Origin of the sequence: Pseudomonas sp. YH-1 (assembly GCF_051990045.1) — a bacterium.
Taxonomy (GTDB): domain Bacteria; phylum Pseudomonadota; class Gammaproteobacteria; order Pseudomonadales; family Pseudomonadaceae; genus Pseudomonas; species Pseudomonas nicosulfuronedens.
The window spans coordinates 6,643,764-6,670,052 of sequence record NZ_CP178184.1 but is presented as its reverse complement, the minus strand read 5'-3'; the positions used below and the strand labels follow the sequence as shown (position 1 = coordinate 6,670,052).

Here is a 26,289-nt window from a genome sequence, read left to right as displayed (position 1 = left end):
CTTCCTTGGTGTTTAGCGGGGGGTGACGATCTGGCCGATCTGGCGGCCCTGGGCGTCGTACTGGTAGGTGGTGATGCGGGACGGTTCGGTGACCTTGGTTTTCAAGTACAGGCTCGGGTGCCACTCGGTGGTGACGGTGCGTGCCTGCGTGGTGCCGGAGGCTTCGGTGCGGCTGATTTCAAGGCCGCGGTCGTTGTAGGCGTAGGTGGTCAGGTTTCCTTTGGCATCCACCCAGTTTGTCAGCAAGGCGCGAGCGTCATACGTGAAGCTGGAGTTACTGTAAGGACAGTTGGGAGATGCTTCACCCTCGATCGAGACAATCCGCTGTACGCCTGAAATGGTCTCGTAGTGGTAGACAGATTTCTTGCCATATGCATTGAGGACTTCGACAGAACCATCATCGTTGTAGGTGATATCGACCTTTTCTGTTTCCCCGGTGTGTTCGCTGGAAATAGCTCGTCCCTTTGCGTCATAGGTCCATTTCGCTAGATCCACTCCATTCTCGTCTGTGATTTTCGTCAGCACGTATTTTTCCCCGTGCTCTTCGTAGTGGTAGAGGCGCTCTGTGTTCTGGCCTTCATATGCTTTATTGGAAGTGATAAGCTGGCCAGTGCTGTTATAGGTATAATTTGTTTGGGATCCGGAAACTTCAAGGGTGAGCGGCTGGCCGATCACGTCCCGTGAGAATTTCAGTGTATTCCCCAGGTCGTCGGTGACGGATGTCTCATTGCCTGACCGGCTCAGTTGTTGGTTGCCTAGTTGGCTTGTAACACTGACCAAAGCTCCAGAAAGATCGAACTGATAAAGTTCATTGTTCTCCGCTCTGAAACTCCATCCGGTAGCTGTCTTCGACAGTTTTCCTTTTTGCGTTTCTTCTGGCGCGATAAGTTCGCCAATCGCTGTGAAATAAATCTCTCGGCCGTCGTCGTTGGTTAGCACTGCAGAAATACCATTGATGTCGACGTGCATGGAGTAGGTGGTTCGCCACTGTCCGTCCAGGCTATTGTAGAAACGCTCAAATCTCAGTGGGCTACCTGCAGGGGCCACGTAGTCGGTCTCCATCTGGAATTTATTGCCCGATAGCAAGTTCACCGGGTTCCCGGAAAATCCAGAGATCTCACAGGGGCCGGGCGTGGCGGGTGGGGTTCCTTTCTGTGCGCCACTGCTGCAGGTGCCTGCTGCAGGATTAATTGTGCCCTCTTCGCACTCGCAAGGCGTTTCAGGCTTGCCTTGAATTCTCTTTTGCCCCAATGGGCAGGAGTTTCCATATCGTTTGAAAATCTGCGAGACCTCAACCCATTTTCCAGGCTGGTAGAACTGTTTCCAGAAGCATCCACCCAGTTCTTCATTCGCGAATTTGAAATATCGCTGTTCGAACGTAGATGTGGGGGATATCTTCTCGAGCCAAGCTACCGTCGCGTCGCAGCCTGAGCTTAAAGTCGGAAAGTTTGGTCCATATCTGTTATCGTAAATCCAGTAGTAAGGCTCTGCCACTGATGTGCTGGAGATTATTACGGCTAGAGTGGAAGTGACTAATAGCGTAGCGGTACGCTCTTTGCGCATAGGATTCACCTCGCTGTCGAGTTCCAATTGACTTTCATGAGAACTTATTGGGAATAAAAAATCCCGGCGCTCTACCGGGATTCTTGAAGCTGCATATCGTTGGAGTAATATTCAGCTTGGGTGATTTATATCCGCCGATTCTTACTTGTGAAATCCTGTGCAGTCAATGCACGATAATATGAGGGTGATGCACTAACAAAAGAGGGCGTGGCACGAGGACATGCTTCTCCAAGGGGCCCTTTAGAATTCATCGGTCCTACGGGTGGTCGCGTGGCGTCTATCAAAGGGATTGCGGCGGGGGTGAGGTGCGCGGGAGAGACCTATGTGCACTTGTCGCAGGAGCATCTGGGCGCGCTATGCGTTTATCACCAATTGCGCAGGGAGAAATATATCTTGGGGTGAGACATCCATTTCCGTCGACTCCCGGGGTCTTTCGCCTAGTCGGCGTATCGCGAATAGAACCTGATTTGCCGTCGGAAGGGAAGGAACCACAGGCAGCCTGGCCGGCGGTCTACCTCCGCTCGCACAGGCCACACAACTTCTCTTATGATATCAATGATTGCATTGATTTCGCCCGGAGGGCTCTATGGCCAGCATTACGATTAGAAACCTAGACGAAGACCTCAAGGCCAAGCTCCGAGTGGTAGCCGCGAACCATGGCCGCTCGATGGAAGAGGAGGTCCGAGTGATCCTCGCCCAAGCGCTTTCTCCGAAAGAGAAGCAGGGTGGTTTGGGCAGCCGAATTCATGCCCGCTTTGCATCCGTCGGTGGCGCAGAGATTGAGCTGCCGGCACGCAAGGCTAAGGCACGGGCTGCGGACTTCGACGAATGATTCTGCTCGATACCAATGTCCTGTCGGAGCTGATGAGGGCCAAGCCGGATCCGGCTGTGGTCGCCTGGATCGACGCTCAACCTGCCCAGGATCTGCTGATCTGCTCGATCACGGTGGCCGAGATCCTCTACGGCATCGCCAGGATGCCGGAAGGAAAGCGCAGGCAAGCGCTACAGGATGTGGCGATTGCAATGTTCGAAGAGGACTTTGCCGGGAGAATCCTGCCGTTCGATGCGGATGCAGCGGTGCACTACGCAGAGCTAGCGGCGGAGAGTGAGGCCAAGGGAAAGATTGCCGATATGGCGGACGGGCAAATTGCTGCGATTGCCCGGCTTCACGGAGTGCAGATCGCCACGCGGAATACTCGCCATTTTGAGGCTTTTGGAGTGGCGTTGATTGATCCTTGGCGTGATTGACGCTTCAACTTACTCAAAGTCATCCATGTGCTTTTGAATTGCTTCGGTCAGGCTGGCATGCCAACTGCTCCGGATCTCCGGGGACTCATCAAGGAAAAGCTCCATCGCTTGGATTTCTGAGGCAAGTATTGACTTGGAGTCTGCTGTCTTCTCGAAGAAGTCTGCGCTCTGTACCGCGAAGAGATTATTCGAAAGGTTTCTGAAGCATCGATACTTCACCAATAAACCTGCGGCGGTTCTACCCCACACGATGATCTCTTCAAAAAGCTCCATTGGGCCTCCGGTTTTTGGCTGAAAGCTGGCTATCTCTCTGAGCGGGCTGGCTCGTCGTCGGAGGCAATCCGTTTCAACAGGATGCTTTCCTGGGCTGCCCAGATCTTCGGCGCTGCGTAACCTACTCCGAATGAAAGCGCCCAGATTCGCGCGAAGGTACCTGATTCGTCGTTTAGTGTGCCGATGAAGTACAGGCCAAAGACAAAACCGAGCACTCCACCGATAAACATGCGCAAGAATAACCAGATCCCCCGAATTTTCTGAAGTTCGGGAGGGGCGATTTGCATGACGCCAAGCTTGTTGGGTGGCCCATCTAGCGTAATGGTCGCTACAGCAGCTTGTGTGAGACTGCCGAAGACTCCACCTAGCGAGCAGGCAAGAGGTAGCAGCATCTCTTGAGGAATTCCGAACATCTGACCGTCCTTGTCATAGTGGCTCAATGACTTGGAGGCTACGGGAATTGAAACGCAGGGGAAAGAGAAGGGAGTAGACAGGGTGTAGTCACTTCGTAGTCACTACCCCAGAAAGCACAAAGGGCTAGCTTTCGCTAACCCTTTGTTTTGTATGGTGGCTACACCGGGACTTGAACCTGGGACATCAGCATTATGAATGCTGCGCTCTAACCGACTGAGCTATGTAGCCGAGTGGCGCGCATTTTCCGCAGATCGAGGGGGGGTGTCAACCCCTTTTCTTGAATATTGTTCTGATCTATCAATCGTTTAGCCGGCTGGGCAAGATTTTCGCGATGAGCGGCTGGGCAGGGCGCCCATATGAAAAAGCCCCGGCGAGTGGCCGGGGCTTTTTCGCGCCTGGCGGGCGCTTAGACGTTGAAGCGGAAGTGCATCACGTCGCCGTCCTTGACGATGTAGTCCTTGCCTTCCAGGCGCCATTTGCCGGCTTCTTTCGCGCCCTGTTCACCCTTGAACTGGATGAAGTCGTCATAGGCGACGACTTCGGCACGGATGAACCCTTTCTCGAAGTCGGTGTGGATAACGGCGGCGGCCTGGGGGGCGGTGGCGCCGACGCGGACGGTCCAGGCGCGGACTTCCTTCACACCGGCGGTGAAGTAGGTCTGCAGGTGCAGCAGTTCGTAGCCGGCGCGGATCACGCGGTTCAGGCCGGGTTCTTCGAGGCCGAGGGATTCGAGGAACATGTCCTTCTCTTCGCCATCGTCCAGTTCGGCGATCTCGGCTTCGATCTTGTTGCACACCGGCACGACCATGGCGCCTTCTTCTTCGGCGATGGCGCGCACGACGTCCAGGTGCGGGTTGTTCTCGAAGCCGTCTTCGGCAACGTTGGCGATGTACATGACCGGCTTGCTGGTCAGCAGGTGGAAGCCGCGTACGACGCGCTTCTCGTCATCGCCCATGTTCTTCATCAGCGAGCGGGCGGGTTTGCCTTCGGTGAAGTGGGGGATGAGCTTTTCCAGCAGGGCTTTCTGCACCAGGGCGTCCTTGTCGCCACCCTTGGCATTACGCGCGACCTTCTGCAGTTGCTTTTCGCAGCTGTCGAGGTCGGCGAAGATCAGTTCGAGGTCGATGATCTCGATGTCGCGCTTGGGGTCGACGCTGTTGGAGACGTGGATGACGTTCTCGTCTTCGAAGCAGCGCACGACGTGGGCGATGGCGTCGGTCTCGCGGATGTTGGCGAGGAACTTGTTGCCCAGGCCTTCACCCTTGGAGGCGCCTGCTACGAGGCCGGCGATATCGACGAACTCCATGGTGGTCGGGATCACGCGCTCGGGCTTGACGATCTCGGCCAGCGCATCGAGGCGGGCGTCGGGCATCGGTACGATGCCGCTGTTCGGCTCGATGGTGCAGAAGGGGAAGTTTTCCGCCGCGATGCCGGATTTGGTCAGGGCGTTGAACAGGGTGGACTTGCCGACGTTGGGCAGGCCGACGATGCCGCAATTGAATCCCATGCTAGGTCCCTCGCGCCAGGTGGCGGAAATAGAGGTGTGATCAGGCCTTCTGGCTGTGCAGCTTCTGCATCGCGCGGGTCCAGTCCCCGTCGAGCATTTCTGGCAGCACGCCGAGGGCGGAGTCGATGCTGGTGTCGAGCAGTTCCTGCTCGGAGCGCGGGGCGCGGCCGAGGACGAAGCCGGAGACCAGGCTGCTGTGCCCCGGATGGCCGATGCCAAGCCGCAGGCGATGGAAACCGTTCTGGTTGCCGAGTTGGGCGATGATGTCGCGCAGCCCGTTATGCCCGCCGTGCCCGCCGCCCTTCTTGAGCTTGGCGACGCCGGGAGGCATGTCGAGTTCGTCGTGGGCCACCAGGATGGCTTCGACCGGAATGCGGAAGAATCCGGCGAGCGCCGCCACGGCCTGGCCGCTGCGGTTCATGTAGGTGGTGGGGATGAGCAGACGAACGTCGCGGCCCTTGTGGCTGAACTTGCCGACCAGGCCGAAGTACTTCTTGTCGAGAGACAGGTTCGCGCGTTGCGCGTCCGCCAGTCGCTCAACGAAAAGGGCCCCCGCGTTATGCCGGGTCTGGTCGTATTCAGGGCCTGGATTTCCCAGGCCAACGATCAGTTGTACGGCAGTCACGACGGGGGCCCCTTCCTTAAAGGCAATGGTGCGCGCGATTACTCGGCAGCAGCTTCGCCTTCACCTTCTTCTTTCACTACGCGGGAAGCGTGGATGTTGGCGACGGCCAGGTCGTTACCGTGGGCCAGTTGCACCAGCTCTACGCCTTTCGGCAGTTTCAGGTCGGACAGGTGAACAATCTGGCCCAGTTCTACCTTGGCCAGGTCGACTTCGATGAATTCCGGCAGGTCTTTCGGCAGGCAGGAAACTTCGACTTCGGCGATCACGTGGGAGATCTCGCCGCCACCAACCTTGACGCCAACAGCGGTGGCTTCGTTGATGAAGTGCAGCGGTACGTGAGCGGTCAGTTTCTGGCCGGCAACGACGCGCTGGAAGTCAGCGTGCATGACGAAACCCTTGGACGGGTGACGCTGCAGGGCCTTGATCAGTACGGTTTCCTTGGCGGCACCGACGTTCAGGGTGATCACGTGGCTGAAGGCAGCCTCGTTTTCCAGCAGCTTGGAAATTTCACGCAGTTCCAGGGTCAGGGATTGCGGGGCTTTCTCGCCACCGTAGACCACAGCCGGGATCAGGCCGGCATTACGACGCAGGCGGCGGCTCGCACCTTTCCCCAGGTCGGAACGCTCTTGAGCATTGAGTACAAAATCAACCATTTGAGTATCTCCAAAATGACAAGATCGCCCGGACGCTTGCGACCAGCGTTCGGGCGATTTTGCTAATGCCCCATCGACGTGACGGGGCGCTTTACGTCAGCGCTGTTCCGCCTTAGCGGAACATGGCGCTGATCGATTCTTCATTGCTGATGCGGCGCATGGCTTCAGCGACAACCGGAGCGATGTCCAGCTGACGGATGCGACCACAGGCTTGTGCGGCAGCGGACAGCGGGATGGTGTTGGTCACCACTAGCTCGTCCAGTACGGAATTCTCGATGTTCTCGATGGCGCGGCCGGACAGCACCGGGTGGGTGCAGTAGGCGATGACCTTGGCGGCGCCGTGCTCTTTCAGAGCCTTGGCGGCGTGGCCGAGGGTGCCGGCGGTATCGACCATGTCATCGACCAGTACGCAGGTACGGCCTTCGACATCACCGATGATGTGCATGACTTCGGACTGGTTGGCCTTCGGACGACGTTTGTCGATGATGGCCAGGTCGACGCCCAGGGATTTGGCGACGGCGCGAGCACGCACCACACCGCCGATGTCCGGGGAGACGATCATCAGGTTCTCGAAGCGCTGGTCTTCGATGTCGTCGACCAGTACGGGCGAGCCGTAGATGTTGTCAACGGGGATATCGAAGAAGCCCTGGATCTGGTCGGCGTGCAGGTCAACGGTGAGAACACGGTTGACACCTACGACGGTCAGCATGTCGGCAACGACTTTGGCGCTGATCGCCACGCGAGCGGAACGCGGACGGCGATCCTGGCGGGCGTAACCGAAGTAGGGGATGACTGCCGTGATACGAGTCGCCGAGGAACGGCGGAAGGCATCGGCCATCACCACCAGTTCCATCAGGTTGTCGTTGGTCGGTGCGCAGGTCGGTTGAATCAGGAAGACGTCCTTACCACGAACGTTTTCGTTGATCTCAACGCTGATCTCGCCGTCGGAGAATTTACCGACAGAGACGTCACCGAGGGGGATGTGCAGCTGCCGTACGACACGGCGTGCCAGATCGGGGTTGGCGTTCCCCGTGAAAACCATCATTTTGGACACGCTGCGGTACCTGTGTCGGCTTGAGGGTAGGCCCGGTTGAGCCAGAAGAAAATGGCAGGGGCGGCTGGATTCGAACCAACGCATGGCAGGATCAAAACCTGCTGCCTTACCGCTTGGCGACGCCCCTGTAGCTTACAACTTGCGGAACAATGTAATCGTTGATGCTGTACGTGTAACCCTGTGGGTTAATGGCAGGGGCGGCTGGATTCGAACCAACGCATGGCAGGATCAAAACCTGCTGCCTTACCGCTTGGCGACGCCCCTGTATCGTACAACCGATGACACTGCTGTCTTCTCAGTCCAGGCTTTGCAGCTTTCGGTGCAACATCGAGATGTTACGGCCCTGGGCAACAAAACTCGGCAGAGTGGCCGGAAGTTGGCGGCGAACTTTATCAGCATCGCCCTTGTTTGGGAAGCTCCCAAACACACAAGCTCCGGTGCCGGTCAATCTCGCTTGGGTAAATTTACCCAGCTGGATCAGTGCGTTACGTACATCCGGGTAACGCTTCTCGACGACCGGCTGGCAGTCGTTATGACCGTCCACCCCGAGAAGGCTGCGAACTTTAATGGGCGGAGTATCCCGTGTCAACTCGGGATCGGAGAAAACTTCTGCTGTGGAGACAAAGACTTGCGGCACGACGACGAGGAACCAGGGCTCTTCGAGTTCAACCGGCGTGAGCTGCTCGCCGACGCCTTCGGCAAATGCCGCGCGGCCGCGCACGAATACCGGGACGTCGGCGCCAAGGCTCAGGCCCAGTGCCGCGAGGCGGTCCTCGCTCCAGTTCAGCTGCCACAGGTGATTCAGCGCAAGCAGGGTGGTGGCTGCGTCGGAGCTGCCGCCGCCGATGCCTCCGCCCATGGGCAGGCGTTTGTCCAGCCAGATGTCGACGCCCAGCTGGCAGCCCGATTGTTCCTGCAGCCGGCGGGCGGCCTTGACGATCAAATTGCTGTCGTGCGGAACACCTTCGATCTCGGTGTGCAGGCAGATTTCGCCGTCCTCGCGCACGGCGAATTGCAATTCGTCGCCGTGGTCGAGGAACTGGAAGAGTGTCTGCAGCTCGTGGTAGCCGTCGGCGCGACGGCCGGTGATGTGCAGGAACAGGTTGAGCTTGGCCGGTGCCGGCAGGGTCAGTCGGTCCTGCATGTCACTGCTGGCCTGCGTTGCTCGATTGGGTGCCGAGCTGGCGTGGCTGCCAGGTCTTTACCACCAGGGTGACATCGAGGTCCTGGCCGTGCAGCTTCAGGCGCTCAGGCAACCAGTAACCGTTCTGCTCGCTGTAGCGGGTGTACTCCACGTCCCAGCCGTCCTGCTGCAGCTTGGCCAGGCGGCTGTCGCCGTCCAGGGTCAGGCGGCTCTTGCTGTCCGGCGCGGGCAGGCCGCGAATCCACCAGAGCAGGTGGGATACCGGCAGGCGCCAGCCCATTTGCTGCTCCAGCAATTCTTCGGGGGAGGCGGCTTCAAAGCGGCCTTGCCCTGCGACTTCGAGGGTTACTGCGCCTTCACGCCCGGTCAGGCGTGCGGCGCCGCGGCCCAGCGGGCCGGAGAGGCGGATGTCGTAGTAGTCCTGGCGCTGCAGCCAGAACAGGGTGCCGCTGCCGGAATCCTTGGGGGCGCGGATGCCGACCTTGCCGTCGATTTGCCAGCCGTCGAGAGTGGCGATGCGCGCCTTGTGGGCATTCCAGGCGGTGGCGTTGCCCTGGCCTTCCAGGGCTTCGTGGGTGCCGAAGCTGGAGCAGCCGGCGAGCAGGGCAAGCGCGGCGGCGCCGATCAGGTGACGTAAACGCATAAATCAGAGGGTTCCGGAGCCGGTCAGGCGCAGCATGGTGTCACGCAGGACGGCGCTGTCAGGCTGGCTTTGCAGGGCGGTGGCCCAGACCTTGCGGGCTTCGCTCTGCTTGCCCTGGGCCCAGAGTACTTCGCCCAGGTGCGCGGCCACTTCGTGGTCGGGGAAGCGTTCCAGCGCCTTGCGCAGGTAGGTTTCCGCTTCGCTGAGGTTGCCCAGGCGGTAATTCACCCAGCCCAGGCTGTCGAGGATCGCCGGGTCGTCCGGGTTCAGCGAGTGGGCCTTCTGGATCAGGTCGCGGGCTTCGCTGTAGCGGGTGGTGCGGTCGGCCAGGGTGTAGCCCAGCGCGTTGAGCGCCATGGCGTTGTCCGGTTCGCGCTGGATGATCAGCCGCAGGTCCTGCTCCATTTGCGCCAGGTCGTTGCGCTTCTCGGCGAGCATGGAGCGGGTGTAGAGCAGGTTGAGGTCATCCGGGAACTGCTTGAGGCCCTGCTGGATGACGCTCCAGGCGCGGTCTACCTGGTCGCGGTTGGACAGGCCTTCCGCCTCGATCAGATACAACTGGATGGCGTAGTCCGGCTGGCGGGCGCGGGTTTCGGCGAGGCGGCGCGAAGCGTCGTCATAGCGCTTCTGGTCCAGCAGGATTTCGGTCGAACGCAACTGGGCCGGGAGGAAGTCGTTGCCAGGACCGACGAGGGCGTATTCCTTGAGCGCGGTTTCCGGGTCCTTCTGCTCCTCGGCCAGGCGGCCCAGGTTGAAGTGGGCGGAGTCGACATGGCTGTCGCGCTCGACCAGTTCCTGCAAGTAGACCTTGGCCTCGTCCCAGGCCTGGGCTTCGAGGCAGACCAGCGCCAGGGAGAAACGCAGGTCGTCATCATCGGGGAATTGCTCGACCAGCGCGGAGAACTCGGCCTTGGCCTCTTCCAGGCGGTTCTGTTCGACCAGCAGGCGGGCGTAGGCGAGGTGGACGCGTTTGTCGTCCGGGTGTTCCTTGATGGCGTTCTTGAGCAGCGGCAGCGCTTCGTCGCTGCGTTTCATGCTCTGCAGCAGGCGGGCGCGCAGCAGCAGAGGGGCGACGTCATGCTTGCTGGCGGAATTGTCCTCCAGCAGGTGCAGGGCCTCCTGCGGACGACCGTCCTGCTGCAGCAGCAGGGCCTTGCCGAACAGCAACTGGCCGTTGTCGGGGTACTTCTTCAGCAGGCGGTCGAAGCTCTGCAGCAGGCCGGCGCGGGTGTCCGGGTCGGTCTCGGCGGCCGATAGCGCGAGGAAGTCGAAGTGGGTGTCACCCTGTCCATTGAGGACTTTCTCCATGTACACCATGGATTCGTCGTACTGGCCGGTGCGCGCCAGCTGGATCGCAGCGGCGCGCTGGGCATCGAGGTTGTCCGGCGCGGCCTTGGCCCAGATCAGCGAGGTGTCCAGGGCTTCCTGGTCGGCGCCCAGGTACTCGGCGATGCGGAAGGCGCGCTCGGCGACTCCCGGGTCCTGCGTTTCCTTGGCCTGCTCGACGTAGTTGGCGAGGGCGATATCGAAACGGTTGCGCTGTCCGGCGATCTCGGCGGTGAGCAGCGAGAACATCGTGTCCTCGCTGAAGGAGCCGTACTTCTGATTCTTCTGCGCAGCCGCGGTCTTGTCCTTCTCCGTGGAAGCACTGTCGGTGTTTTTCTGTGTAAGAGACTGGCAGCCGCCGAGCAGCAGCAGAGCAGTCAGCAGCGCAAGAGACTTGTTCATAGAGGAAGGACGAGGGCCTGACCTGCGAAATGGGACCATCATGACATAAGGAAAGTGCCAATCCCATGGGCAAGCGCCCGTTACGGGCCTCTATGCGATTTGCAGTGTGCGATACGTCGCGGGTGGTTGTCCTTCACAAGGCTAAGTAGGACAATTGCGGGCTTTCCGATCAGCATCAGCGATTCTGCATGGCCTTCATTGCCCTCGGCATCAACCACAAGACCGCGTCCGTGGCCGTCCGCGAGCGCGTGGCTTTTACTCCCGAGCAGATGGTCGAGGCCCTGCAGCTGCTGTGCAGGCTGACTTCCAGCCGCGAAGCCGCGATCCTCTCCACCTGCAACCGCAGCGAGCTCTACCTGGAGATCGAGCATCCGGACTCCGGCGACGTGCTGGCGTGGCTGGCCGATTACCACAACCTGGGGATCGACGACCTGCGCGCCTGTGCCTACGTCCATCAGGATGAGGAAGCTGTGCGCCACATGATGCGTGTCGCGGCGGGCCTGGATTCCATGGTGCTGGGCGAGCCGCAGATCCTCGGGCAGATGAAGTCCGCCTACGCGGTAGCGCGTGAGGCCGGCACCGTCGGGCCGATGCTGGGGCGCCTGTTCCAGGCCACCTTCAGCACCGCCAAGACCGTGCGTACCGACACCGCCATTGGCGAGAACCCGGTGTCCGTGGCTTTCGCCGCGGTCAGCCTGGCCCGGCAGATCTTCAGCGACCTGAGCCGCAGTCAGGCGTTGCTGATCGGCGCCGGCGAGACCATCACCCTGGTCGCCCGTCACCTGCACGAGCAGGGCGTGAAGCGCATCGTGGTCGCCAACCGCACCCTGGAGCGCGCCAGCCTGCTGGCCGAGCAGTTCGGCGCCCGCGCCATCCTGCTGGCGGACATGCCGGATGAGCTGGTCAACAGCGATATCGTCATCAGTTCCACTGCCAGCCAGTTGCCGATCCTCGGCAAGGGCGCGGTGGAGCGCGCGCTGAAACAGCGCCGTCACAAGCCGATGTTCATGGTCGATATCGCCGTCCCGCGTGACATCGAGCCGGAGGTTGGCGAGCTGGAAGACGTCTACCTCTATAGCGTCGATGACCTTCACGAAGTAGTCGCCGAAAACCTCAAGAGCCGCCAGGGCGCCGCCCAGGCCGCCGAGGAACTGGTCGGCGATGGCGTGCACGAGTTCATGCTGCGCCTGCGCGAGCTGGCCGCGGTGGATGTACTGCGCGCTTACCGCCAGCAGGCCGAGCGCCTGCGTGACGAGGAAACCCAGAAGGCCCAGCGCCTGCTGGCCAACGGCGCTGACCCGATGGAAGTCATCGCCCAGCTCAGCCGTGGCCTGACCAATAAATTGCTGCATGCCCCCAGCGTGCAGATGAAAAAACTCTCCGCCGAGGGCCGCATCGATGCGCTGGCCGTCGCGCAGGAACTGTTCGCCCTCGAGGAGGGCACTGACAAGCGATGAAAGCGTCCCTCCTGAAAAAGCTGGATATCCTCAGCGACCGCTACGAAGAGCTTACCGCTCTGCTGGGCGACGCCGAGGTGATCAGCGACCAGACCAAGTTCCGCGCCTACTCCCGTGAATACGCGGAAGTGGAGCCGGTCATCCTCGCTTTCCGCGAGTTCCGCAAGGTGCAGTCCGACCTGGAGGGCGCCCAGGCGCTGCTCAAGGACAGCGACCCGGACCTGCGTGAAATGGCCGAGGAAGAAGTCGCCGAGGCCAAGACCGCGCTGGTCGGCCTGGAGGATCGCCTGCAGCGCATGCTGCTGCCCAAGGACCCCAATGACGGCCGCAACGTCTTCCTGGAAATCCGCGCGGGCACCGGCGGCGACGAAGCGGCGATCTTCTCCGGCGACTTGTTCCGCATGTACTCGCGCTATGCCGAGAAGCAGGGCTGGCGCGTGGAGATCATGTCCGAAAATGAAGGCGAGCACGGCGGCTATAAAGAGGTGATTGCTCGCGTCGAGGGCGAGAGCGTCTACGCCAAGCTCAAGTTCGAATCCGGCGCCCACCGCGTACAGCGCGTGCCGGCCACCGAGTCCCAGGGGCGCATCCATACCTCCGCGTGCACCGTGGCGGTGCTGCCCGAGCCAGATGAGCAGGCGGCCATCGAGATCAACCCGGCCGATCTGCGCGTGGACACCTACCGCTCCTCCGGCGCTGGCGGCCAGCACGTGAACAAGACCGACTCGGCGGTGCGCATCACGCACATCCCCTCGGGCATCGTGGTCGAGTGCCAGGAAGAGCGCTCGCAGCACAAGAACCGCGCCAAGGCCATGGCCTGGCTGGCGGCCAAGCTCAATGACCAGCAGCAATCCGCGGCCCAGCAGGCGATCGCCAGCACGCGCAAGCTGCTGGTCGGTTCGGGCGATCGCTCCGAGCGTATCCGCACCTACAATTTCCCCCAGGGCCGGGTGACCGACCACCGCATCAACCTCACCCTCTATTCCCTGGGTGAAGTGATGGAAGGCGCGGTCGAGCAAGTCATCGAGCCGCTGCTGCAAGAGTTCCAGGCCGACCAGTTGGCCGCGCTCGGTGATTGAGAGAGCGACAGACCATGGCAACCATCATGACCCTGCTCAACGAGGCGCAACTGCCGGACTCGCCCAGTGCGCGCCTGGATGCCGAGCTGCTGCTCGCCGCCGCGCTGGGCAAGCCGCGCAGCTTCCTGCGGACGTGGCCCGAACGCGTGGTCAGCCGCGAGGCCCATGACCTCTACGACCGCTACCTGGCCCGCCGAGTGGCCGGTGAGCCCGTGGCCTACATCCTGGGCCGTCAGGGTTTCTGGAGCCTGGACCTGGAGGTCGCGCCGCACACCCTGATTCCCCGCCCCGATACCGAGCTGCTGGTGGAAACTGCGCTGGCGCTGCTGCCGGCCTCGCCGTCGCGCGTACTGGACCTGGGCACCGGTACCGGCGCCATCGCCCTTGCGCTGGCGTGCGAACGCCTGAGCTGGCAGGTGCTGGGCGTCGACCGCATTCCCGAGGCCGTGGCCCTGGCCGAGCGCAACCGCGAACGCCTGCGCCTGGCCAACGTCGCCTTCCGCGCCAGTCACTGGTTCTCGGCGGTCGAGGGCGAGCGCTTCTCGCTGATCGTCAGCAACCCGCCCTACATTCCCAGTACCGACCCGCACCTCAAACAGGGCGACGTGCGCTTCGAGCCTTCGAGCGCACTGGTCTCCGGGCAGGATGGGCTGGACGACATCCGCCTGATCATCGACCAGGCGCCGGGCCATCTGGAAAACGGTGGTTGGCTGATGCTCGAACATGGCTTCGATCAGCCGGATGCCGTACGCGACCTGCTGCTCAGTCGTGGCTTTACTGCTGTGGAAAGCCGTCGCGACCTGGGCGGCCACGAACGCATCAGCCTGGGGCGCTGGACATGCTGACCGACAACGAACTCTTGCGTTACAGCCGGCAGATCCTCCTGCCGCAGATCGACGTCGAAGGCCAACTGCGTCTGAAGGACAGCCGTGTGCTGATCGTCGGCCTCGGTGGCCTCGGCGCCCCGGTGGCGCTGTACCTGGCCGCTGCCGGCGTCGGCGAGCTGCACCTGGCGGACTTCGACACGGTCGACCTGACCAACCTGCAGCGGCAGATCATCCACGGTACCGACAGCGTCGGCGTGGGCAAGGTGGACTCCGCCATCGCCCGCCTGACCGCGCTGAACCCGGACGTGAAGCTGGTCGCCCATCGCCAGGCGCTGGACGCCGACTCCCTCGACGCCGCCGTGGCGGCCGTCGACCTGGTACTCGACTGCTGCGACAACTTCGGCACCCGTGAAGCGGTGAACACCGCCTGCGTCGCTGCGAAGAAACCGCTGGTGAGCGGCGCGGCGATCCGCCTGGAAGGGCAGCTTTCGGTGTTCGACCCGCGCCGCGAGGAAAGCCCGTGCTACCACTGCCTCTATGGCCACGGCAGCGAAGCCGAACTGACCTGCAGCGAGGCCGGCGTGGTTGGCCCGCTGGTGGGGCTGGTGGGTAGCCTGCAGGCCTTGGAAGCGTTGAAGCTGCTGGCCGGCTTCGGCGATCCGCTGGTGGGCCGCCTGCTGCTGATCGATGCCCTCGGCACACGCTTCCGCGAGCTGCGGGTCAAGCGCGATCCGCTGTGCGCCGTGTGCGGAGCCACGAATGGCTGATGCCGCGCCGATCGGCGTGTTCGATTCCGGTGTGGGCGGCCTCAGCGTCCTCCACGAAATCCGGGCGCGGCTTCCCCGCGAATCCCTGATCTACCTCGCTGACTGCGGCCACGTGCCCTATGGCGAGAAGACCCCCGAGTACATCCGCGCGCGCTGCCGCGCCATCGCCGAGTTTCTCCTGGCCCGTGGCGCCAAGGCGCTGGTGGTGGCTTGCAATACGGCCACCGCTGCCGCCGCCGCGGACCTGCGTGAGCACTATCCACAGTTGCCCATCGTCGCCATGGAGCCGGCCGTGAAGCCGGCGGCCGAAGCGACCCGCAGTGGTGTGGTTGGTGTGCTGGCCACGACTGGCACGCTCAAGAGTGCACGCTTCGCAGCACTGCTGGACCGCTTCGCCAATGATGTGCGGGTCATAACCCAGCCTTGCCCAGGGCTGGTGGAGCGCATCGAACTGGGCGACCTGGACGGCCCGCAGACTCGCGAACTACTGCAAGGTTACGTTGCTCCGCTGCTGGCTGAAGGCTGCGACACGCTGATCCTCGGCTGCACGCATTACCCTTTCCTGCGCCCGTTGCTGCGCGAGCTTGTGCCTGCGGACGTCTCGCTGATCGATACCGGTGCCGCCGTGGCTCGCCAACTCGAGCGCCTGTTGCAGGTGCGGGGGATCTTGGCGGAAGGGCAGGCGAAAAAAACTGAGCTATGGACCAGCGGTGCAGTCGAAGGCTTTGAACGCGTACTGCCGGTGCTCTGGCGTGCCGGCGAAGCCGTCAGTTTCTTTCCTGACTGAAAAGAATAGCTAGCTACCTACTTTGGTCTGTCAGCGAATGCTGACAAATGGCCTTATAATTGCCAGCTATTCGCGGGGATTTTTCATTCAGCTTTCTAATAAAGGATGTTTCGATGAGGAAACTACTCTCGCTCGCTGCCTTGGCAGCTTTGACTCTGGGGCATCTGGTCCCCGCGCAGGCCGCTGGCCTGACCGGCGCCGTTGGCTTTACCGGGCAGAACACCATGACCTACCGCCTGGGCCTGGGCTTCGACTGGGACAAGAGCTGGTGGGAAAGCTCCACGGGTCGTCTGACCGGCTACTGGGACGCTGGCTACACCTACTGGGAAGGTGGTGACGAGGCCAGCGGCCGCCACTCGCTGTCCTTCAGCCCGGTGTTCGTCTACGAGTTCTCCGGCGAGAAGGTCAAACCCTTCGTCGAGGCCGGTATCGGCGTGGCCGTGTTCAGTGGCTCCCGCGTGGGCGACCAGGACCTGGGCGGCGCCTTCAACTTCGAGGATCGCCTCGGCGTCGGCCTGCGCTTCGGCGAGGGTCAGGCCCTGGGCGTGCGTGCCATGCATTACTCCAATGCCGGCATCAGCCAGCCGAACGATGGCATCGAATCCTACAGCCTCTATTACACGCATCCGCTGTAACAGAACGCTGACAAAGAAAGCCGGGCCCTGGGCCCGGCTTTTTTGTGCGTGGTCGAAAGGTACGTGTAGGAGCGAGCTTGCTCGCAATCACGCCCGACCGGTTCGCGGGCGAGCTCGCTCCTACAGAAAAGCCGTTGCCTCAGACAGAGGCGGCCAGGCTCTTGAAGGCATCCAGCGCCCGCTCGCGGGTGGCGGAGAGGTCGCACATCGGCTGCGGATAGCCTTCCGCGCCGAACAGCCCGAGCTTCGACGGATCGTGCAGGGCCCGACCCTGCAGCCTGGCCAGCTCCGGCACCCAGTGTCGGATGAAGCGGCCGTCCGGGTCGAAGCGCTCGGACTGCGAGATCGGATTGAAGATACGGAAGTAAGGCGCCGCGTCGGTGCCGGTGGAGGCGCTCCATTGCCAGCCGCCGTTGTTCGCCGCAAGGTCGCCGTCGATCAGGTGGCGCATGAACCAGCGTTCACCTTCGCGCCAGTCGATCAGCAGGTTTTTGGTAAGGAACATCGCCACCACCATGCGCAGGCGGTTGTGCATCCAGCCGGTGGCGAGCAACTGGCGCATCGCGGCGTCGATGAGGGGGAAGCCGGTGCGGCCCTGCTGCCAGTCTTCCAAGTCTTTCTGGTCGTAGCGCCACTTCAGCTTTTCGGTGTCCTTGCGGAAGGCGCGGTGCCGGCTCACGCGTGGGAAGCCGACCAGGATGTGCTTGTAGAACTCGCGCCAGAGCAGCTCGTTGATCCAGCTGACTGCCCCGCTGTTGCCGGTCTCGAACTCGCCATGGTTGTTCGCCAGCGCCGCATGCAGGCACTGCCGGGGCGACAGCACGCCGGCGGCCAGGTACGGCGAGAGGCGACTGGTGCCGTCGCGGGCCGGGAGGTCGCGGGTGTCCTGGTAGGTCTTGAGGATTTCGTCGGTGAACAGCTCCACTCGCTCATGGGCGGCTTCCTCGCCGGCGGGCCATTGCTCGCTCAGTTCGGCCGGCGGCGGCTCGAAGCCTTCCACCTGTCCGGGCACCTCGTCGCTGGCGATATCCAGTGCCTGCTGCGCGCGGGGCGCCGGCACGAGGCTGGGCACGCCGAGGTTCAGGCGTTCGTAGCAGACCTTGCGGAACTGGCTGTAGACCTGGAAGTAGGTGCCGCCCTTGGTGAGGATGGTGCCGGGGGTGAAGAACAGCTGGTCGAGGTGGCTGCGCAGGCGGATGCCGTCTAACGCCAGCGCCTTCGCCACGGCGGCGTCGCGGGCGGCTTCGTTGACGCCGTATTCCTCGTTGACGTGCAGCGTCTCGATGTCCAGTTCGCGGCAGAGTTGCGCGATGACTTTCGGCGCATCGTCCCAGTTTTCCGCGGTGCGGATCAGCAGCGGGATGTACAGCTGGTCGAGGCTGGTGCGCAGCTCGCGCAGGTTGCGCAGCCAGAAGTCGACCTTGCACGGCGCGTCGTCGTGACGCTGCCATTGGCCGGGGCTGAGCAGGTAGAGGGCGATCACCGGGCCGCGCTCGGCGGCCGCGTGCAGGGCGCTGTTGTCGCGAAGGCGCAGGTCGGTGCGCAGCCAGACGAGTTGGCGTTTCATGCGGCCTCCCCGCTGAGCAGCTGCAGTTCGCGCAGGAGATTGAATGCGGCGACCGGGTCGCTGGCCAGGTGCAGCGGCGGTTCGGCGATGGCCAGTTCCTGCAGCGCATCGGGGTGGATGGCGGTGGCAGGGCCTGCCAGCAGGCGCGGGCAGTCGACACCGGCCAGCAACCGGGGCAGCTGCAACAGGTTCAGCGTGCGGCTGGAGTAGAGCAGCACGGCGCGCGGCTGCAGGCGTTCCACCGCCAGAGCCAGTTCACCGGGCGGCAAGGGCCAGTCGAAGATTTCCAGCGGGCAGCCTGCACTGCTGGCCAGCCAGGCAGTGAGCCACAGGCCCGGCTCCAGTGGCAGGCCGGACTGGTTCACCAGCAGCAGCGGGGCGCCGCGTTGCTGGCGATTGTGGTGGTAGAGGCGAGTGCCGAACTTGGTGCGCAGCCAGGTGTGGAAGAACACCCGTTCCAGCTGCGCGCCGAACTGGCCCTGCCAGCGCCGCTCCAGCTCTTCCAGCAGCGGTAGCATCAGTTGTTCGCAGAGGGTTTGCGCGGGGTAGATCGCCAGCGCGCCGTTGAACAGCTCGTCCAGCTGGCGCTCGTTGATCCGGCCGATGGCGGCGATGCACTGCTGGCGCAGGTCGTCCCAGGGTGAGGCGGTGGTTTCCGGCGGTGGCGGTGCGTCTTCGTCGAGCAACGCGCGGATCTTGCTCACCGCCACGCCGCGCCCGAGCCAGGTGAGGATGGCCTGGATGCGTACGATCTGCGCTTCGGAGTAGAGGCGATGGCCCTTGGGCGTGCGCTGTGGCACGACCAGGCCGTAACGACGCTCCCAGGCGCGCAGGGTGACCGGATTGACGCCGGTGCGCCGGGAGACTTCGCGGATCGGCAGCCAGCCTTCGGCCAGGGCCTGACGGTAGTCGTCGTCCGATTCGCGGTGAGGGTGGTCGGGATTCATGGGCTTCCTTTCAGTACGTCTGATGGCTACGTCAGATGGCATTGCGCAGGCTCAGGTCTTCGGGGTGGGGTTGCAGGTAGGCCTGGGCATCGATGTAGGGGTGGGGGTGCAGGCGGAAGTGGTGCTTGAGCAGCGTCAGCGGCACCACCAACGGGATCACGCCTTCGCGGTACTGGTCGATCAGCCGCTGCATCTCGGCCTTCTCGGTGGACGGCAGGTCGTGCTTGAGATAACCGGCCAGGTGCTGCAACACGTTGCTGTGGGTGCCACGGGTGGCACAGGTGCCCAGCGCTTGCATGAATTCGCGGAAGTAGCCTGGAGCGAAGTCTTCCAGCGGTTGCTCGCCGATTTTCGCCAGGCGCTGGCCAAGGGCGCTGTACTGGCGCGGGTTGTGCGCCATCAACTGGTACTTATAGCGGGAGTGGAAGCCGATCACCGCGTGGCGTGTCAGGCCGTTCTCGCAGAGCTTTTGCCAGGCGGCGTAGGCGAACACGCGGGTGAGGAAATTCTCGCGGATCACTGGGTCGTTCAGCCGGCCTTCCTCTTCCACCGGCAACTCCGGGCGTGCCGCGCAGAAGGCCTCCGCGTAGAGCCCGCGTACACCTGGCGGGCGCAGCTGGCCGTCGAAGCGATAGAGCTTCACGCGCTGCAGACCGCAGGAGGGTGACTGTTGCATGAGGATGTAGCCGCAGATGTCCTGCAGCAGTCCGGCCTGCTTGCGGCCGAATTCGCGCAGGGCTTCGCTGACATCGCGACCGCCTTCGCGCTGGATCAGGGCTCTCGGGTCATCGCGGTCGCCGACCAGGCGCAGGGTCGGCCGCGGCACGCCGAGGCCGATGGCGACTTCCGGGCACACCGGAACGAAGTCGAAATAGCGGCTGAGGACGTCCAGGCACAGGCGAGATGCCTTGTGTCCGCCGTTGTAGCGCACCGGCTCGCCCAGCAGGCAGGCGCTGATGGCGAGCTTGGGACGTAACGGGGTGTTGGGCATGACAGTGACCGATTTCTTGTACAGGTGAATTTATTTGTACAACTACCGGCAAGGATAGGCGCAGGCTTGTACAAGTGCAAAGGCTTGTACAAGAAAGGCGCGGGCGCGGGGATTCGAGGGCCCTCTCCGCCGGGAGAGGGCCGTGGCCGATCAGAGGTGTTCGAGCAGCCGGCGGGCGGCTTCCAGGCCGCTCAGCCAGGCGCCTTCGACACGGCCGGAGAGGCACCAGTCGCCGCAGGCGTAGATGCCCAGGTCAGCATCGGCGAGGGCGCCGAACTGGTGGGCTTCCATCGGGTGGGCGTAGAGCCAGCGGTGAGCGAGGGCGAAGTCGGGGGCGTGGACGGCGCAGCCGATCAGCTCGGCGAAGGCGCCGCGCAGGTGCTCGATTACGCTTTCCTTGGGCAGGTCGATGTGCTGTTTGCTCCAGCCGCTGGCGGCGTGCAGTACCCAGGTATCCAGTTGTTCGTCGCGGCCCGGCTTGGAGTGGTTGCTGGCCAGCCAGGACAGCGGTCCCTCATGCACGAAACAGCCCTGCACGGGCGTATCCAGCGGTTCGCGGAAGGCCAGGGCGACGGCCCAGGTCGGTTCCATGGGAATGCTTGCAGCGGCGGCGGCCAACTTCGGCGCGCTGGCCAGCAACGCCGCAGCCTGGGGCGCGGGCGTTGCGACCAGTACACGGCTGAAGGGACCGTGGGTCTGGCCTTCGGAGTCCTGCAGGTGCCAGTGCTCCTCGCCGCGGTACACCTCGGTAATGCGGCAGGTGAAGGTGACGACCTGGTCCTGCAGCAGCGCACGGGTGATCGCACTCATGCGCGGGGTACCGACCCAGCGCGGTTGCTCGTCGGGGGAAGGGCTCAGTTCACCGTCGCGGTATTGGTAGAGCGCTGGGTCCCATTCGGCGACCCAGCCGTGCTCGCGCCACTTCTGTACCGCGTCGAGAAAGCGCCGGTCGCGGGCGGTGAAGTACTGCGCACCGAGATCCAGGGCACCGGCTTCGCTGCGCTTGCTGGCCATCCGGCCGCCGCTGCCGTGGCCCTTGTCGAACAGCTGGACGACTTGTCCGGCATCGCGCAAGGCGTGGGCGGCCGAGAGTCCGGCGATACCGGTGCCAATGATGGCAATGGGGGCGCTCATGACATGCCTCGTAATCTGTTTGCTTTCAGCGTAACGAGCGGAGGGTTCTTGTACAAACGAATCTATCTGTACAATTACGTTTCAGTTGCTCGCGCTCGTCAACGATAGGAGTCCGATCATCGGAACCTTCGGCGCCGCATCGGTTCATTCAGGAATGAGCCCGGCTTCGGTTCCGGCACTTACAGCGTAGACCTCGCCGTAGAGGGAGTGTCAATGCAATCGCCTCCCTCTCGTCCAGACTGATGGAAGGTGGAACAACGCAACAAGGAGTTCGCCATGCATATTCTCTTGACCGGCGGTACCGGTCTGATCGGCCGCCGCCTCTGCCGCCAGTGGAGCGCCCAAGGGCACCAGCTCACCGTGCTGAGCCGCCAGCCGCAGCGCGTCACCTCGCTTTGCGGTGAGACGGTGCGCGGCATCGCCGACTTCGAGGCCTACGGAGACGGGCCGTTGGATGCGGTGGTCAACCTGGCCGGCGAACCCATCGCCGACAAGCCCTGGAGCGCACGGCGCAAGGCCCTGCTGTGGGACAGTCGGGTGCGCCTGACTGAACGCCTGGTGAGCTGGCTGGAGGGGCGCAGCCAGCGCCCGGCGGTACTGATCAACGGTTCGGCGGTTGGCTGGTACGGCGATGCTGGTGAGCGTCCATTGGAAGAGAACAGCGCGGCGGCCGGCGAGGACTTCGCCAGCGAGTTGTGCCTGGCCTGGGAGCAGATCGCCCGCGAGGCCGAGGCACTGGGTATCCGCGTGGTCCTGGTGCGCACCGGTCTGGTGCTGGCGCCCGAGGGCGGCTTCCTCAAGCGCCTGCTGCCGCCGTTCCGCCTGGGCGCCGGTGGGCGGCTGGGGGATGGTCGACAGTGGATGTCGTGGATCCATATAGAAGACCAGATCGCCCTGATCGATTTTCTTTTGCGCAAGGCCGACGCCGAGGGTCCCTATAATGCGTGCGCGCCGCACCCGGTGCGCAACCGCGACTTCACCCAGGAGCTGGGCCAGGCGCTGCACCGGCCCACGCTGATGCCCGTGCCGGGCTTTGCCTTGCGCCTGCTGCTGGGCGAGATGTCGACCCTGCTGCTGGGCGGCCAGCGCATCGTGCCGCGCCGCCTGCTGGATGCCGGCTTCGAGTTCCGCTTCCCGGAATTCAAGCAGGCGCTGGCCAATGTGTTGCAGGAAAAGCGCTGAGATCCTGCGACATCGGCGACAGCCCTGAAACAGCCTCGGGCTGCTCTGGATAGCGCGGGCTGCGTGTAAACTGCACAGCCCGCACGACGACCTCCTACCGTACCGGTTTAAGGACACTGCATGACCCAAAACGCCCTCCTGCTGGTCAACCTGGGATCACCGGCCTCCACCCAGGTCGAGGACGTGCGACGCTACCTCGATCAGTTCCTCATGGACCCGTACGTGATCGACCTGCCGTGGCCGATTCGCCGGCTGCTGGTGTCGCTGGTGCTGCGCAAGCGCCCGGAGGAATCCGCCCACGCCTACGCGTCGATCTGGTGGGAGGAGGGCTCGCCGCTGATCGTGCTGAGCCGCCGTCTGCAGGAGGCCGTCAGGCCGTTCTGGCCACACGGCCCGGTGGAACTGGGCATGCGCTATGGCGAGCCGTCGATTGAAAAGGCGCTGCTGCGCCTGAGCCAGCAGGGCATCACCCAGGTGACCTTTGCACCGCTCTACCCGCAGTTCGCCGACAGCACCACTACCACCGCCATCGAGGAAGCCCGCCGGGTAATGCGTGAGCACAACCTCAAGCTGGAGCTGAAGGTGCTGCCGCCGTTCTACGCCGAGCCCGAGTACCGCCAGGCGCTGGTGGACAGCGTCAAGCCGTATCTGGAGCAACCCTACGATCACCTGCTGCTGAGCTTCCACGGCCTGCCCGAGTCGCACATCCGCAAGTTGGTGAAGGACAAGAGCCACGACCTTACCGCCAGCTCCAGCCGGGGTGTACACGAGGACGTCCTGGCCGTCTGTTACCGCAGCCAGTGCCTGCGCACGGCCGAAGACTTCGCCGCTGGCGCCGGCCTGCAGGACGGACGCTGGTCGGTATCCTTCCAGTCGCGCCTGGGCCGCAACAAATGGATCGAACCCTACACCGAGGCGCAACTGGACAAGCTCGGCAAGCAGGGTGTGAAGCGCCTGCTGGTGATGTGCCCGGCCTTCGTCGCCGACTGCATCGAGACGCTGGAAGAGATCGGCCAGCGCGGCAACGAGCAGTTCCGCGCGGCGGGTGGGGACGAGCTGGTGCTGGTGCCGTGCCTGAATGACCAGGAGCTGTGGGCGCGGGCGCTGGCGAAGCTGTGCGAGCGGACGCCTGCTGCGGTTTGAACCCGTCATGTCGGGCGAATAACGCCTCAAGCGTTATCCGCCACGGCGGATAAAGCGTTCCGCTTTATGCGCCCTACACAAAAGTGCGGCACTTTGGAGGAGCGAGCTTGCTCGCTCCTACAGGAAACCCTCCATCCAATCCCTGACCACCCGTTCATCAGTCAACGGCCGACGCGCGCATTCAGAGATTTGATAGTGCGCGCGCGACGCGTTCGCAATGCCTACTCTGCGGGTTCTCCCCTTCGCCTTCGCCGCGATTGGCGGCGTTTCAGGAGCCCGGCATGAACAACAACAATAACGGCTACCCCTCCAGTGCCGTGGCCTGGTCCACGGTTGCGATCCTCATGGTCGCGTACGTGCTTTCCTTCATCGACCGACAGATTCTCAACCTGCTGGTCGGTCCCATCCGTCGTGATCTGGAAATCAGCGACACGCAGATGAGCCTGCTGATGGGCCTATCGTTCGCGCTGTTCTATACCCTGTGCGGCATCCCGCTCGGGCGCATGGCTGACAGCCGCAGCCGCCGCGGGCTGATCACCGTCGGCGTGCTGATCTGGAGCGCCATGACCGCTGCCTGCGGCCTGGCCCGCCAGTACTGGCACTTCCTGCTGTTCCGCGTCGGTGTCGGCGTGGGCGAGGCGGCCTTGTCGCCGGCGGCCTATTCGCTGATCGCCGACAGCTTCCCGGCTAACCGCCGCGCCACTGCCATCAGCGTCTATTCCATGGGTATCTACCTTGGCTCGGGGCTGGCCTTCCTGCTCGGCGGGCTGGTGATCAAGTTCGCCTCTGCCCAGGGCGACGTGCACCTGCCGGTCCTCGGTGAAGTGCGCCCCTGGCAGCTGATCTTCCTGATTCTCGGCGCGGCCGGCGTGCTCTTCACCCTGCTGATGCTCGCGGTGAAAGAGCCGACACGCCGTGGCGTGGGCGCTGGCGTGGTGGTGCCGATGAGCGAAGTGGGTGCCTACCTGCGTGCCAACCGCAAGACCGTGCTCTGTCACAACTTCGGCTTCGCCTGCATCTCCTTCGCCAGCTACGGCAGCGGCGCCTGGGTGCCGACCTTCTTCGTCCGCACTTACGGCTGGGACGCGGGCCACGTGGGGGTGGTGTATGGCAGCATCGTCGCGGTGTTCGGCTGCCTGGGCATCGTCTGCGGTGGCCGCCTGGCCGACTACTGGGCCAAGCGCGGGCGTACCGATGCCAACATGCGCGTGGGCCTGCTCGCCGCCTGTCTGGCGATTCCGCTGAGCCTGGTCTATCCGCTGCTGGACAGCGGCAACGCGGCAGCGGCAATGATGGCGCCCATCGTGTTCTTCCTCAGCATGCCCTTCGGCGTCGCCCCGGCGGCGATCCAGGAAATCATGCCCAACTCCATGCGCGGCCAGGCCTCGGCCATCTACCTGTTCGTGGTCACGCTGCTGGGCCTGGGCATCGGCCCGACCGCTATCGCCCTGGTGACCGACTACGTGTTCGGCGACGACATGGCGCTGCGCTACTCGCTGCTGATCGTCAGCGTCGTGGCGCTGGTCGCCGGTGCATTGCTGCTGGCCAATGGTCTGAAGCCCTACCGCGCGAGCCTCGAACACCTCAAGAGCTGGAGCGTGAAAGGCGAGACCGACAGCGGCGCGATGCAACGCCAGCCAGCCTGATCGTTCTTTCGCAAGATCGAGCCCCCGCGCAGTGATGCGCGGGGGCTTTTCTTTGCGCGTGGCACAATGCGGCGGAACGCGGATTCATGGAGAGGGTTCCAGCATGGAAGGAAAGGGCATTGGGACGTGGCTGGCCGCCCTTGGGGCGCTGGCGCTGAGCGCTTCTGCAGGGGCGGACGAACCCTGGGTGGCCTTCACGCAGAATGACCTCATCGGCTTCAAGGATGCACAGGGCGGTGTGAAGGTCCCGCCGAAGCTCAGCCCGATGTTCACCGTGGCCCGGCGTTTCGAGCACATCATCGCCACCGGTGAGGACACCGCCAACGGTTACCTCAGCTACTACCTGCTGCGCGATGGCCGCCAGGTGGCCCCGGATTCGCTGTACTTCTTCGATAACGCACCGATCTGCGAGAGCGAAAACAGCATCCGCTTCCGCGACCGCGTGCGTGACAAGGTTGGCTTCCTCGATGGCGATGGCCAGGTGCTGATCCCCGCCGAGCTGAGCGACGCGACGGCCATGCGCAATGGCATGGTTGTGGCGTTGAAGGGCGCTACGCGGAGCTGCGTCGATCCGGGCGCGAGCCTGGAACACTGCGAGCACAAGGGGTGGAGCGGTGGCTCGGAAGTGCTGCTTGACCGACACGGCAGGACGCTGGTGGCGAACTTCGACAGTTCCCGTGCCAGCACGCTGGATTGGTTTTCCCGGCAGGTGAGCGAGCAACCTTCCAGCGATCCGCGCCGCGTTTCCTTCAGGGGAGTCGACGGTCGTTACCTCAGCTTCGTCGACGTCGAGAAGGACTTCGCCATCTGGTTCAAGGACGAATTCCTCGCGCACGTCGATGACGCTTCGCTGAAGGCACACAGCTACAAGCAGATTTGGAGCGGGCAGGGTAGCGAGCCACTGGATGACTGGAGGTCCGTTTCGACGGACGAAGCGCTGCGCCAATACGGCCCGGTACTGCGCAAGCGGCTGGAGGTCCTGCGAAGCTCAGCTGGCTACGGCGTGCGCCAGGACGACATGGGTTGGCCCTTCGACCCCGAGCGTGATCCGCAGTACTTCGACGGTTGCGGCGAGTTTGCCCAGTGGCGGACGCCCAAGGTATCGGCCATGGAACATTGGGAGCAGGGCTCGTTCGAGCCGGCCAGGCACGCCAGCTTCGACTTCATCCGCACCGCCGAGGGCTATCGGTTGGTGGCGTTTTCCATCCCCACGCCGTAATCGCTTTATGTAGGAGCGAGCTTGCTCGCGAACAGAGGTTCGCTTGGCACTACGGC

The 26,289-nt window shown here is 63.2% G+C and carries 26 protein-coding genes and 3 tRNA genes; 12 read left to right on the top strand and 17 right to left on the bottom strand.

All coding sequences use genetic code 11. The annotated features are described in order from the left end of the window. Positions 1 to 12: 12 nt before the first annotated feature. The gene (locus ACKI1H_RS30945) at positions 13 to 1,590 is read right to left on the bottom strand and encodes a DUF6531 domain-containing protein (RefSeq protein WP_440467305.1); all 1,578 of its coding nucleotides are present in this window, start codon (positions 1,588 to 1,590) and stop codon (positions 13 to 15) included. Between the two features lie 559 nt (positions 1,591 to 2,149). On the opposite strand from ACKI1H_RS30945, the gene ACKI1H_RS30940 reads away from it, so the two are divergent. Both ACKI1H_RS30940 and ACKI1H_RS30935 read left to right on the top strand, forming a co-directional pair. Continuing rightward, positions 2,150 to 2,395, top strand: a complete 246-nt coding sequence (locus tag ACKI1H_RS30940) for a FitA-like ribbon-helix-helix domain-containing protein (protein ID WP_138527003.1) — start codon at positions 2,150 to 2,152, stop codon at positions 2,393 to 2,395. After that, on the top strand, positions 2,392 to 2,811 hold the full coding sequence (locus tag ACKI1H_RS30935; protein ID WP_138527002.1) for a type II toxin-antitoxin system VapC family toxin: 420 nt from the start codon (positions 2,392 to 2,394) through the stop codon (positions 2,809 to 2,811). The genes ACKI1H_RS30940 and ACKI1H_RS30935 overlap by 4 nt, the downstream gene beginning before the upstream one ends. 9 nt (positions 2,812 to 2,820) lie before the next feature. Here ACKI1H_RS30935 and ACKI1H_RS30930 read toward each other — a convergent pair whose 3' ends face one another. The 12 genes from ACKI1H_RS30930 to ACKI1H_RS30875 all read right to left on the bottom strand — a co-directional run bounded on the left by ACKI1H_RS30930 (position 2,821) and on the right by ACKI1H_RS30875 (position 10,894). Further along, positions 2,821 to 3,084, bottom strand: a complete 264-nt coding sequence (locus tag ACKI1H_RS30930; protein ID WP_138527001.1) for a hypothetical protein — start codon at positions 3,082 to 3,084, stop codon at positions 2,821 to 2,823. Positions 3,085 to 3,113: 29 nt separating this feature from the next. Next, positions 3,114 to 3,497, bottom strand: coding sequence for a hypothetical protein (locus ACKI1H_RS30925; protein ID WP_440467304.1), 384 nt, complete (start codon positions 3,495 to 3,497; stop codon positions 3,114 to 3,116). 152 nt (positions 3,498 to 3,649) lie between these two features. Next, positions 3,650 to 3,726: transfer RNA gene (locus tag ACKI1H_RS30920), tRNA-Met, on the bottom strand. Between the two features lie 178 nt (positions 3,727 to 3,904). Beyond that, positions 3,905 to 5,005: a redox-regulated ATPase YchF gene (gene ychF / locus ACKI1H_RS30915; RefSeq protein WP_088419110.1), complete on the bottom strand. Its 1,101-nt coding sequence runs from the start codon at positions 5,003 to 5,005 to the stop codon at positions 3,905 to 3,907. A 40-nt stretch (positions 5,006 to 5,045) separates the two neighbouring features. Then, complete coding sequence (gene pth, locus ACKI1H_RS30910; RefSeq protein ID WP_081516404.1) at positions 5,046 to 5,630, bottom strand: aminoacyl-tRNA hydrolase; 585 nt, start codon at positions 5,628 to 5,630, stop codon at positions 5,046 to 5,048. Between the two features lie 38 nt (positions 5,631 to 5,668). After that, positions 5,669 to 6,283 carry a 50S ribosomal protein L25/general stress protein Ctc gene (locus ACKI1H_RS30905; RefSeq protein WP_088419112.1) on the bottom strand — a complete coding sequence of 205 codons (615 nt, stop codon included), beginning with the start codon at positions 6,281 to 6,283 and terminating at the stop codon, positions 5,669 to 5,671. Between the two features lie 112 nt (positions 6,284 to 6,395). Beyond that, positions 6,396 to 7,337, bottom strand: a complete 942-nt coding sequence (locus ACKI1H_RS30900) for a ribose-phosphate pyrophosphokinase (RefSeq protein ID WP_015478849.1) — start codon at positions 7,335 to 7,337, stop codon at positions 6,396 to 6,398. A 52-nt stretch (positions 7,338 to 7,389) separates the two neighbouring features. Further along, positions 7,390 to 7,464 (bottom strand) — tRNA-Gln (locus ACKI1H_RS30895). Between the two features lie 62 nt (positions 7,465 to 7,526). Continuing rightward, positions 7,527 to 7,601 (bottom strand) — tRNA-Gln (locus ACKI1H_RS30890). Positions 7,602 to 7,632: 31 nt separating this feature from the next. Further along, positions 7,633 to 8,481, bottom strand: a complete 849-nt coding sequence (gene ispE / locus ACKI1H_RS30885) for a 4-(cytidine 5'-diphospho)-2-C-methyl-D-erythritol kinase (protein WP_440467303.1) — start codon at positions 8,479 to 8,481, stop codon at positions 7,633 to 7,635. A 1-nt stretch (position 8,482) separates the two neighbouring features. After that, entirely contained in the window at positions 8,483 to 9,124 is a 642-nt protein-coding gene (lolB, locus tag ACKI1H_RS30880) for a lipoprotein insertase outer membrane protein LolB (RefSeq protein ID WP_138522372.1), read from the bottom strand. A 3-nt stretch (positions 9,125 to 9,127) separates the two neighbouring features. Beyond that, complete coding sequence (locus ACKI1H_RS30875; protein ID WP_171049476.1) at positions 9,128 to 10,894, bottom strand: tetratricopeptide repeat protein; 1,767 nt, start codon at positions 10,892 to 10,894, stop codon at positions 9,128 to 9,130. A gap of 146 nt (positions 10,895 to 11,040) precedes the next feature. Between ACKI1H_RS30875 and hemA the strand changes: the two genes are divergently transcribed. From hemA to ACKI1H_RS30845, 6 genes are all read left to right on the top strand, one after another. After that, on the top strand, positions 11,041 to 12,309 hold the full coding sequence (gene hemA, locus ACKI1H_RS30870; RefSeq protein WP_138522368.1) for a glutamyl-tRNA reductase: 1,269 nt from the start codon (positions 11,041 to 11,043) through the stop codon (positions 12,307 to 12,309). Continuing rightward, positions 12,306 to 13,388: a peptide chain release factor 1 gene (prfA, locus tag ACKI1H_RS30865; RefSeq protein WP_138215893.1), complete on the top strand. Its 1,083-nt coding sequence runs from the start codon at positions 12,306 to 12,308 to the stop codon at positions 13,386 to 13,388. The genes hemA and prfA overlap by 4 nt, the downstream gene beginning before the upstream one ends. A gap of 14 nt (positions 13,389 to 13,402) precedes the next feature. Further along, positions 13,403 to 14,233, top strand: coding sequence for a peptide chain release factor N(5)-glutamine methyltransferase (prmC, locus tag ACKI1H_RS30860; protein ID WP_138522366.1), 831 nt, complete (start codon positions 13,403 to 13,405; stop codon positions 14,231 to 14,233). Further along, positions 14,227 to 14,982 (top strand): molybdopterin-synthase adenylyltransferase MoeB, encoded by a 756-nt coding sequence (locus ACKI1H_RS30855; protein WP_440467302.1) that lies wholly within the window; start codon positions 14,227 to 14,229, stop codon positions 14,980 to 14,982. The genes prmC and ACKI1H_RS30855 overlap by 7 nt, the downstream gene beginning before the upstream one ends. Further along, entirely contained in the window at positions 14,975 to 15,769 is a 795-nt protein-coding gene (murI, locus tag ACKI1H_RS30850; RefSeq protein ID WP_138522362.1) for a glutamate racemase, read from the top strand. Before ACKI1H_RS30855 ends, murI begins: the two co-directional genes overlap by 8 nt. Positions 15,770 to 15,882: 113 nt before the next feature. Beyond that, positions 15,883 to 16,404 (top strand): acyloxyacyl hydrolase, encoded by a 522-nt coding sequence (locus ACKI1H_RS30845; protein ID WP_138522360.1) that lies wholly within the window; start codon positions 15,883 to 15,885, stop codon positions 16,402 to 16,404. Positions 16,405 to 16,543: 139 nt separating this feature from the next. Here the strand turns inward: ACKI1H_RS30845 and phrB are convergent, their stop codons facing one another. From phrB to ACKI1H_RS30825, 4 genes are all read right to left on the bottom strand, one after another. Continuing rightward, positions 16,544 to 17,971 carry a deoxyribodipyrimidine photo-lyase gene (gene phrB / locus ACKI1H_RS30840; RefSeq protein WP_440467301.1) on the bottom strand — a complete coding sequence of 476 codons (1,428 nt, stop codon included), beginning with the start codon at positions 17,969 to 17,971 and terminating at the stop codon, positions 16,544 to 16,546. Continuing rightward, positions 17,968 to 18,918, bottom strand: a complete 951-nt coding sequence (locus ACKI1H_RS30835; protein WP_440467300.1) for a MerR family transcriptional regulator — start codon at positions 18,916 to 18,918, stop codon at positions 17,968 to 17,970. Before ACKI1H_RS30835 ends, phrB begins: the two co-directional genes overlap by 4 nt. Positions 18,919 to 18,949: 31 nt before the next feature. Continuing rightward, a complete protein-coding gene (locus ACKI1H_RS30830; protein ID WP_440467299.1) occupies positions 18,950 to 19,909 on the bottom strand; it encodes a YbgA family protein in 960 nt (319 codons plus the stop codon). 150 nt (positions 19,910 to 20,059) lie between these two features. Next, positions 20,060 to 21,043, bottom strand: coding sequence for an NAD(P)/FAD-dependent oxidoreductase (locus ACKI1H_RS30825; RefSeq protein ID WP_440467298.1), 984 nt, complete (start codon positions 21,041 to 21,043; stop codon positions 20,060 to 20,062). A gap of 276 nt (positions 21,044 to 21,319) precedes the next feature. Between ACKI1H_RS30825 and ACKI1H_RS30820 the strand changes: the two genes are divergently transcribed. The 4 genes from ACKI1H_RS30820 to ACKI1H_RS30805 all read left to right on the top strand — a co-directional run bounded on the left by ACKI1H_RS30820 (position 21,320) and on the right by ACKI1H_RS30805 (position 26,233). Beyond that, the gene (locus ACKI1H_RS30820) at positions 21,320 to 22,225 is read left to right on the top strand and encodes a TIGR01777 family oxidoreductase (protein ID WP_440467297.1); all 906 of its coding nucleotides are present in this window, start codon (positions 21,320 to 21,322) and stop codon (positions 22,223 to 22,225) included. Between the two features lie 120 nt (positions 22,226 to 22,345). Further along, positions 22,346 to 23,368, top strand: a complete 1,023-nt coding sequence (gene hemH, locus ACKI1H_RS30815; protein WP_440467296.1) for a ferrochelatase — start codon at positions 22,346 to 22,348, stop codon at positions 23,366 to 23,368. A gap of 281 nt (positions 23,369 to 23,649) precedes the next feature. Next, positions 23,650 to 25,014: a spinster family MFS transporter gene (locus tag ACKI1H_RS30810; protein WP_138522346.1), complete on the top strand. Its 1,365-nt coding sequence runs from the start codon at positions 23,650 to 23,652 to the stop codon at positions 25,012 to 25,014. Positions 25,015 to 25,117: 103 nt separating this feature from the next. Further along, a complete protein-coding gene (locus ACKI1H_RS30805) occupies positions 25,118 to 26,233 on the top strand; it encodes a hypothetical protein (protein WP_440467295.1) in 1,116 nt (371 codons plus the stop codon). Positions 26,234 to 26,289: the final 56 nt, after the last annotated feature.

Bases quoted from the DNA above. Each gene is read 5' to 3' on its own strand.
- ACKI1H_RS30940 (WP_138527003.1), top strand. From the start codon at position 2,150: ATGGCCAGCATTACGATTAGAAACCTAGACGAAGACCTCAAGGCCAAG.
- ACKI1H_RS30835 (WP_440467300.1), bottom strand. From the start codon at position 18,918: ATGAATCCCGACCACCCTCACCGCGAATCGGACGACGACTACCGTCAG.
- ACKI1H_RS30905 (WP_088419112.1), bottom strand. From the start codon at position 6,283: ATGGTTGATTTTGTACTCAATGCTCAAGAGCGTTCCGACCTGGGGAAA.
- phrB (WP_440467301.1), bottom strand. From the start codon at position 17,971: ATGAAACGCCAACTCGTCTGGCTGCGCACCGACCTGCGCCTTCGCGAC.
- ACKI1H_RS30925 (WP_440467304.1), bottom strand. From the start codon at position 3,497: ATGTTCGGAATTCCTCAAGAGATGCTGCTACCTCTTGCCTGCTCGCTA.
- hemH (WP_440467296.1), top strand. From the start codon at position 22,346: ATGACCCAAAACGCCCTCCTGCTGGTCAACCTGGGATCACCGGCCTCC.
- ACKI1H_RS30830 (WP_440467299.1), bottom strand. From the start codon at position 19,909: ATGCCCAACACCCCGTTACGTCCCAAGCTCGCCATCAGCGCCTGCCTG.
- prfA (WP_138215893.1), top strand. From the start codon at position 12,306: ATGAAAGCGTCCCTCCTGAAAAAGCTGGATATCCTCAGCGACCGCTAC.
- ACKI1H_RS30930 (WP_138527001.1), bottom strand. From the start codon at position 3,084: ATGGAGCTTTTTGAAGAGATCATCGTGTGGGGTAGAACCGCCGCAGGT.
- ychF (WP_088419110.1), bottom strand. From the start codon at position 5,005: ATGGGATTCAATTGCGGCATCGTCGGCCTGCCCAACGTCGGCAAGTCC.
- lolB (WP_138522372.1), bottom strand. From the start codon at position 9,124: ATGCGTTTACGTCACCTGATCGGCGCCGCCGCGCTTGCCCTGCTCGCC.
- hemA (WP_138522368.1), top strand. From the start codon at position 11,041: ATGGCCTTCATTGCCCTCGGCATCAACCACAAGACCGCGTCCGTGGCC.
- ispE (WP_440467303.1), bottom strand. From the start codon at position 8,481: ATGCAGGACCGACTGACCCTGCCGGCACCGGCCAAGCTCAACCTGTTC.
- ACKI1H_RS30810 (WP_138522346.1), top strand. From the start codon at position 23,650: ATGAACAACAACAATAACGGCTACCCCTCCAGTGCCGTGGCCTGGTCC.
- ACKI1H_RS30825 (WP_440467298.1), bottom strand. From the start codon at position 21,043: ATGAGCGCCCCCATTGCCATCATTGGCACCGGTATCGCCGGACTCTCG.
- ACKI1H_RS30875 (WP_171049476.1), bottom strand. From the start codon at position 10,894: ATGATGGTCCCATTTCGCAGGTCAGGCCCTCGTCCTTCCTCTATGAAC.
- prmC (WP_138522366.1), top strand. From the start codon at position 13,403: ATGGCAACCATCATGACCCTGCTCAACGAGGCGCAACTGCCGGACTCG.
- ACKI1H_RS30845 (WP_138522360.1), top strand. From the start codon at position 15,883: ATGAGGAAACTACTCTCGCTCGCTGCCTTGGCAGCTTTGACTCTGGGG.
- ACKI1H_RS30820 (WP_440467297.1), top strand. From the start codon at position 21,320: ATGCATATTCTCTTGACCGGCGGTACCGGTCTGATCGGCCGCCGCCTC.
- ACKI1H_RS30805 (WP_440467295.1), top strand. From the start codon at position 25,118: ATGGAAGGAAAGGGCATTGGGACGTGGCTGGCCGCCCTTGGGGCGCTG.
- ACKI1H_RS30855 (WP_440467302.1), top strand. From the start codon at position 14,227: ATGCTGACCGACAACGAACTCTTGCGTTACAGCCGGCAGATCCTCCTG.
- ACKI1H_RS30935 (WP_138527002.1), top strand. From the start codon at position 2,392: ATGATTCTGCTCGATACCAATGTCCTGTCGGAGCTGATGAGGGCCAAG.
- murI (WP_138522362.1), top strand. From the start codon at position 14,975: ATGGCTGATGCCGCGCCGATCGGCGTGTTCGATTCCGGTGTGGGCGGC.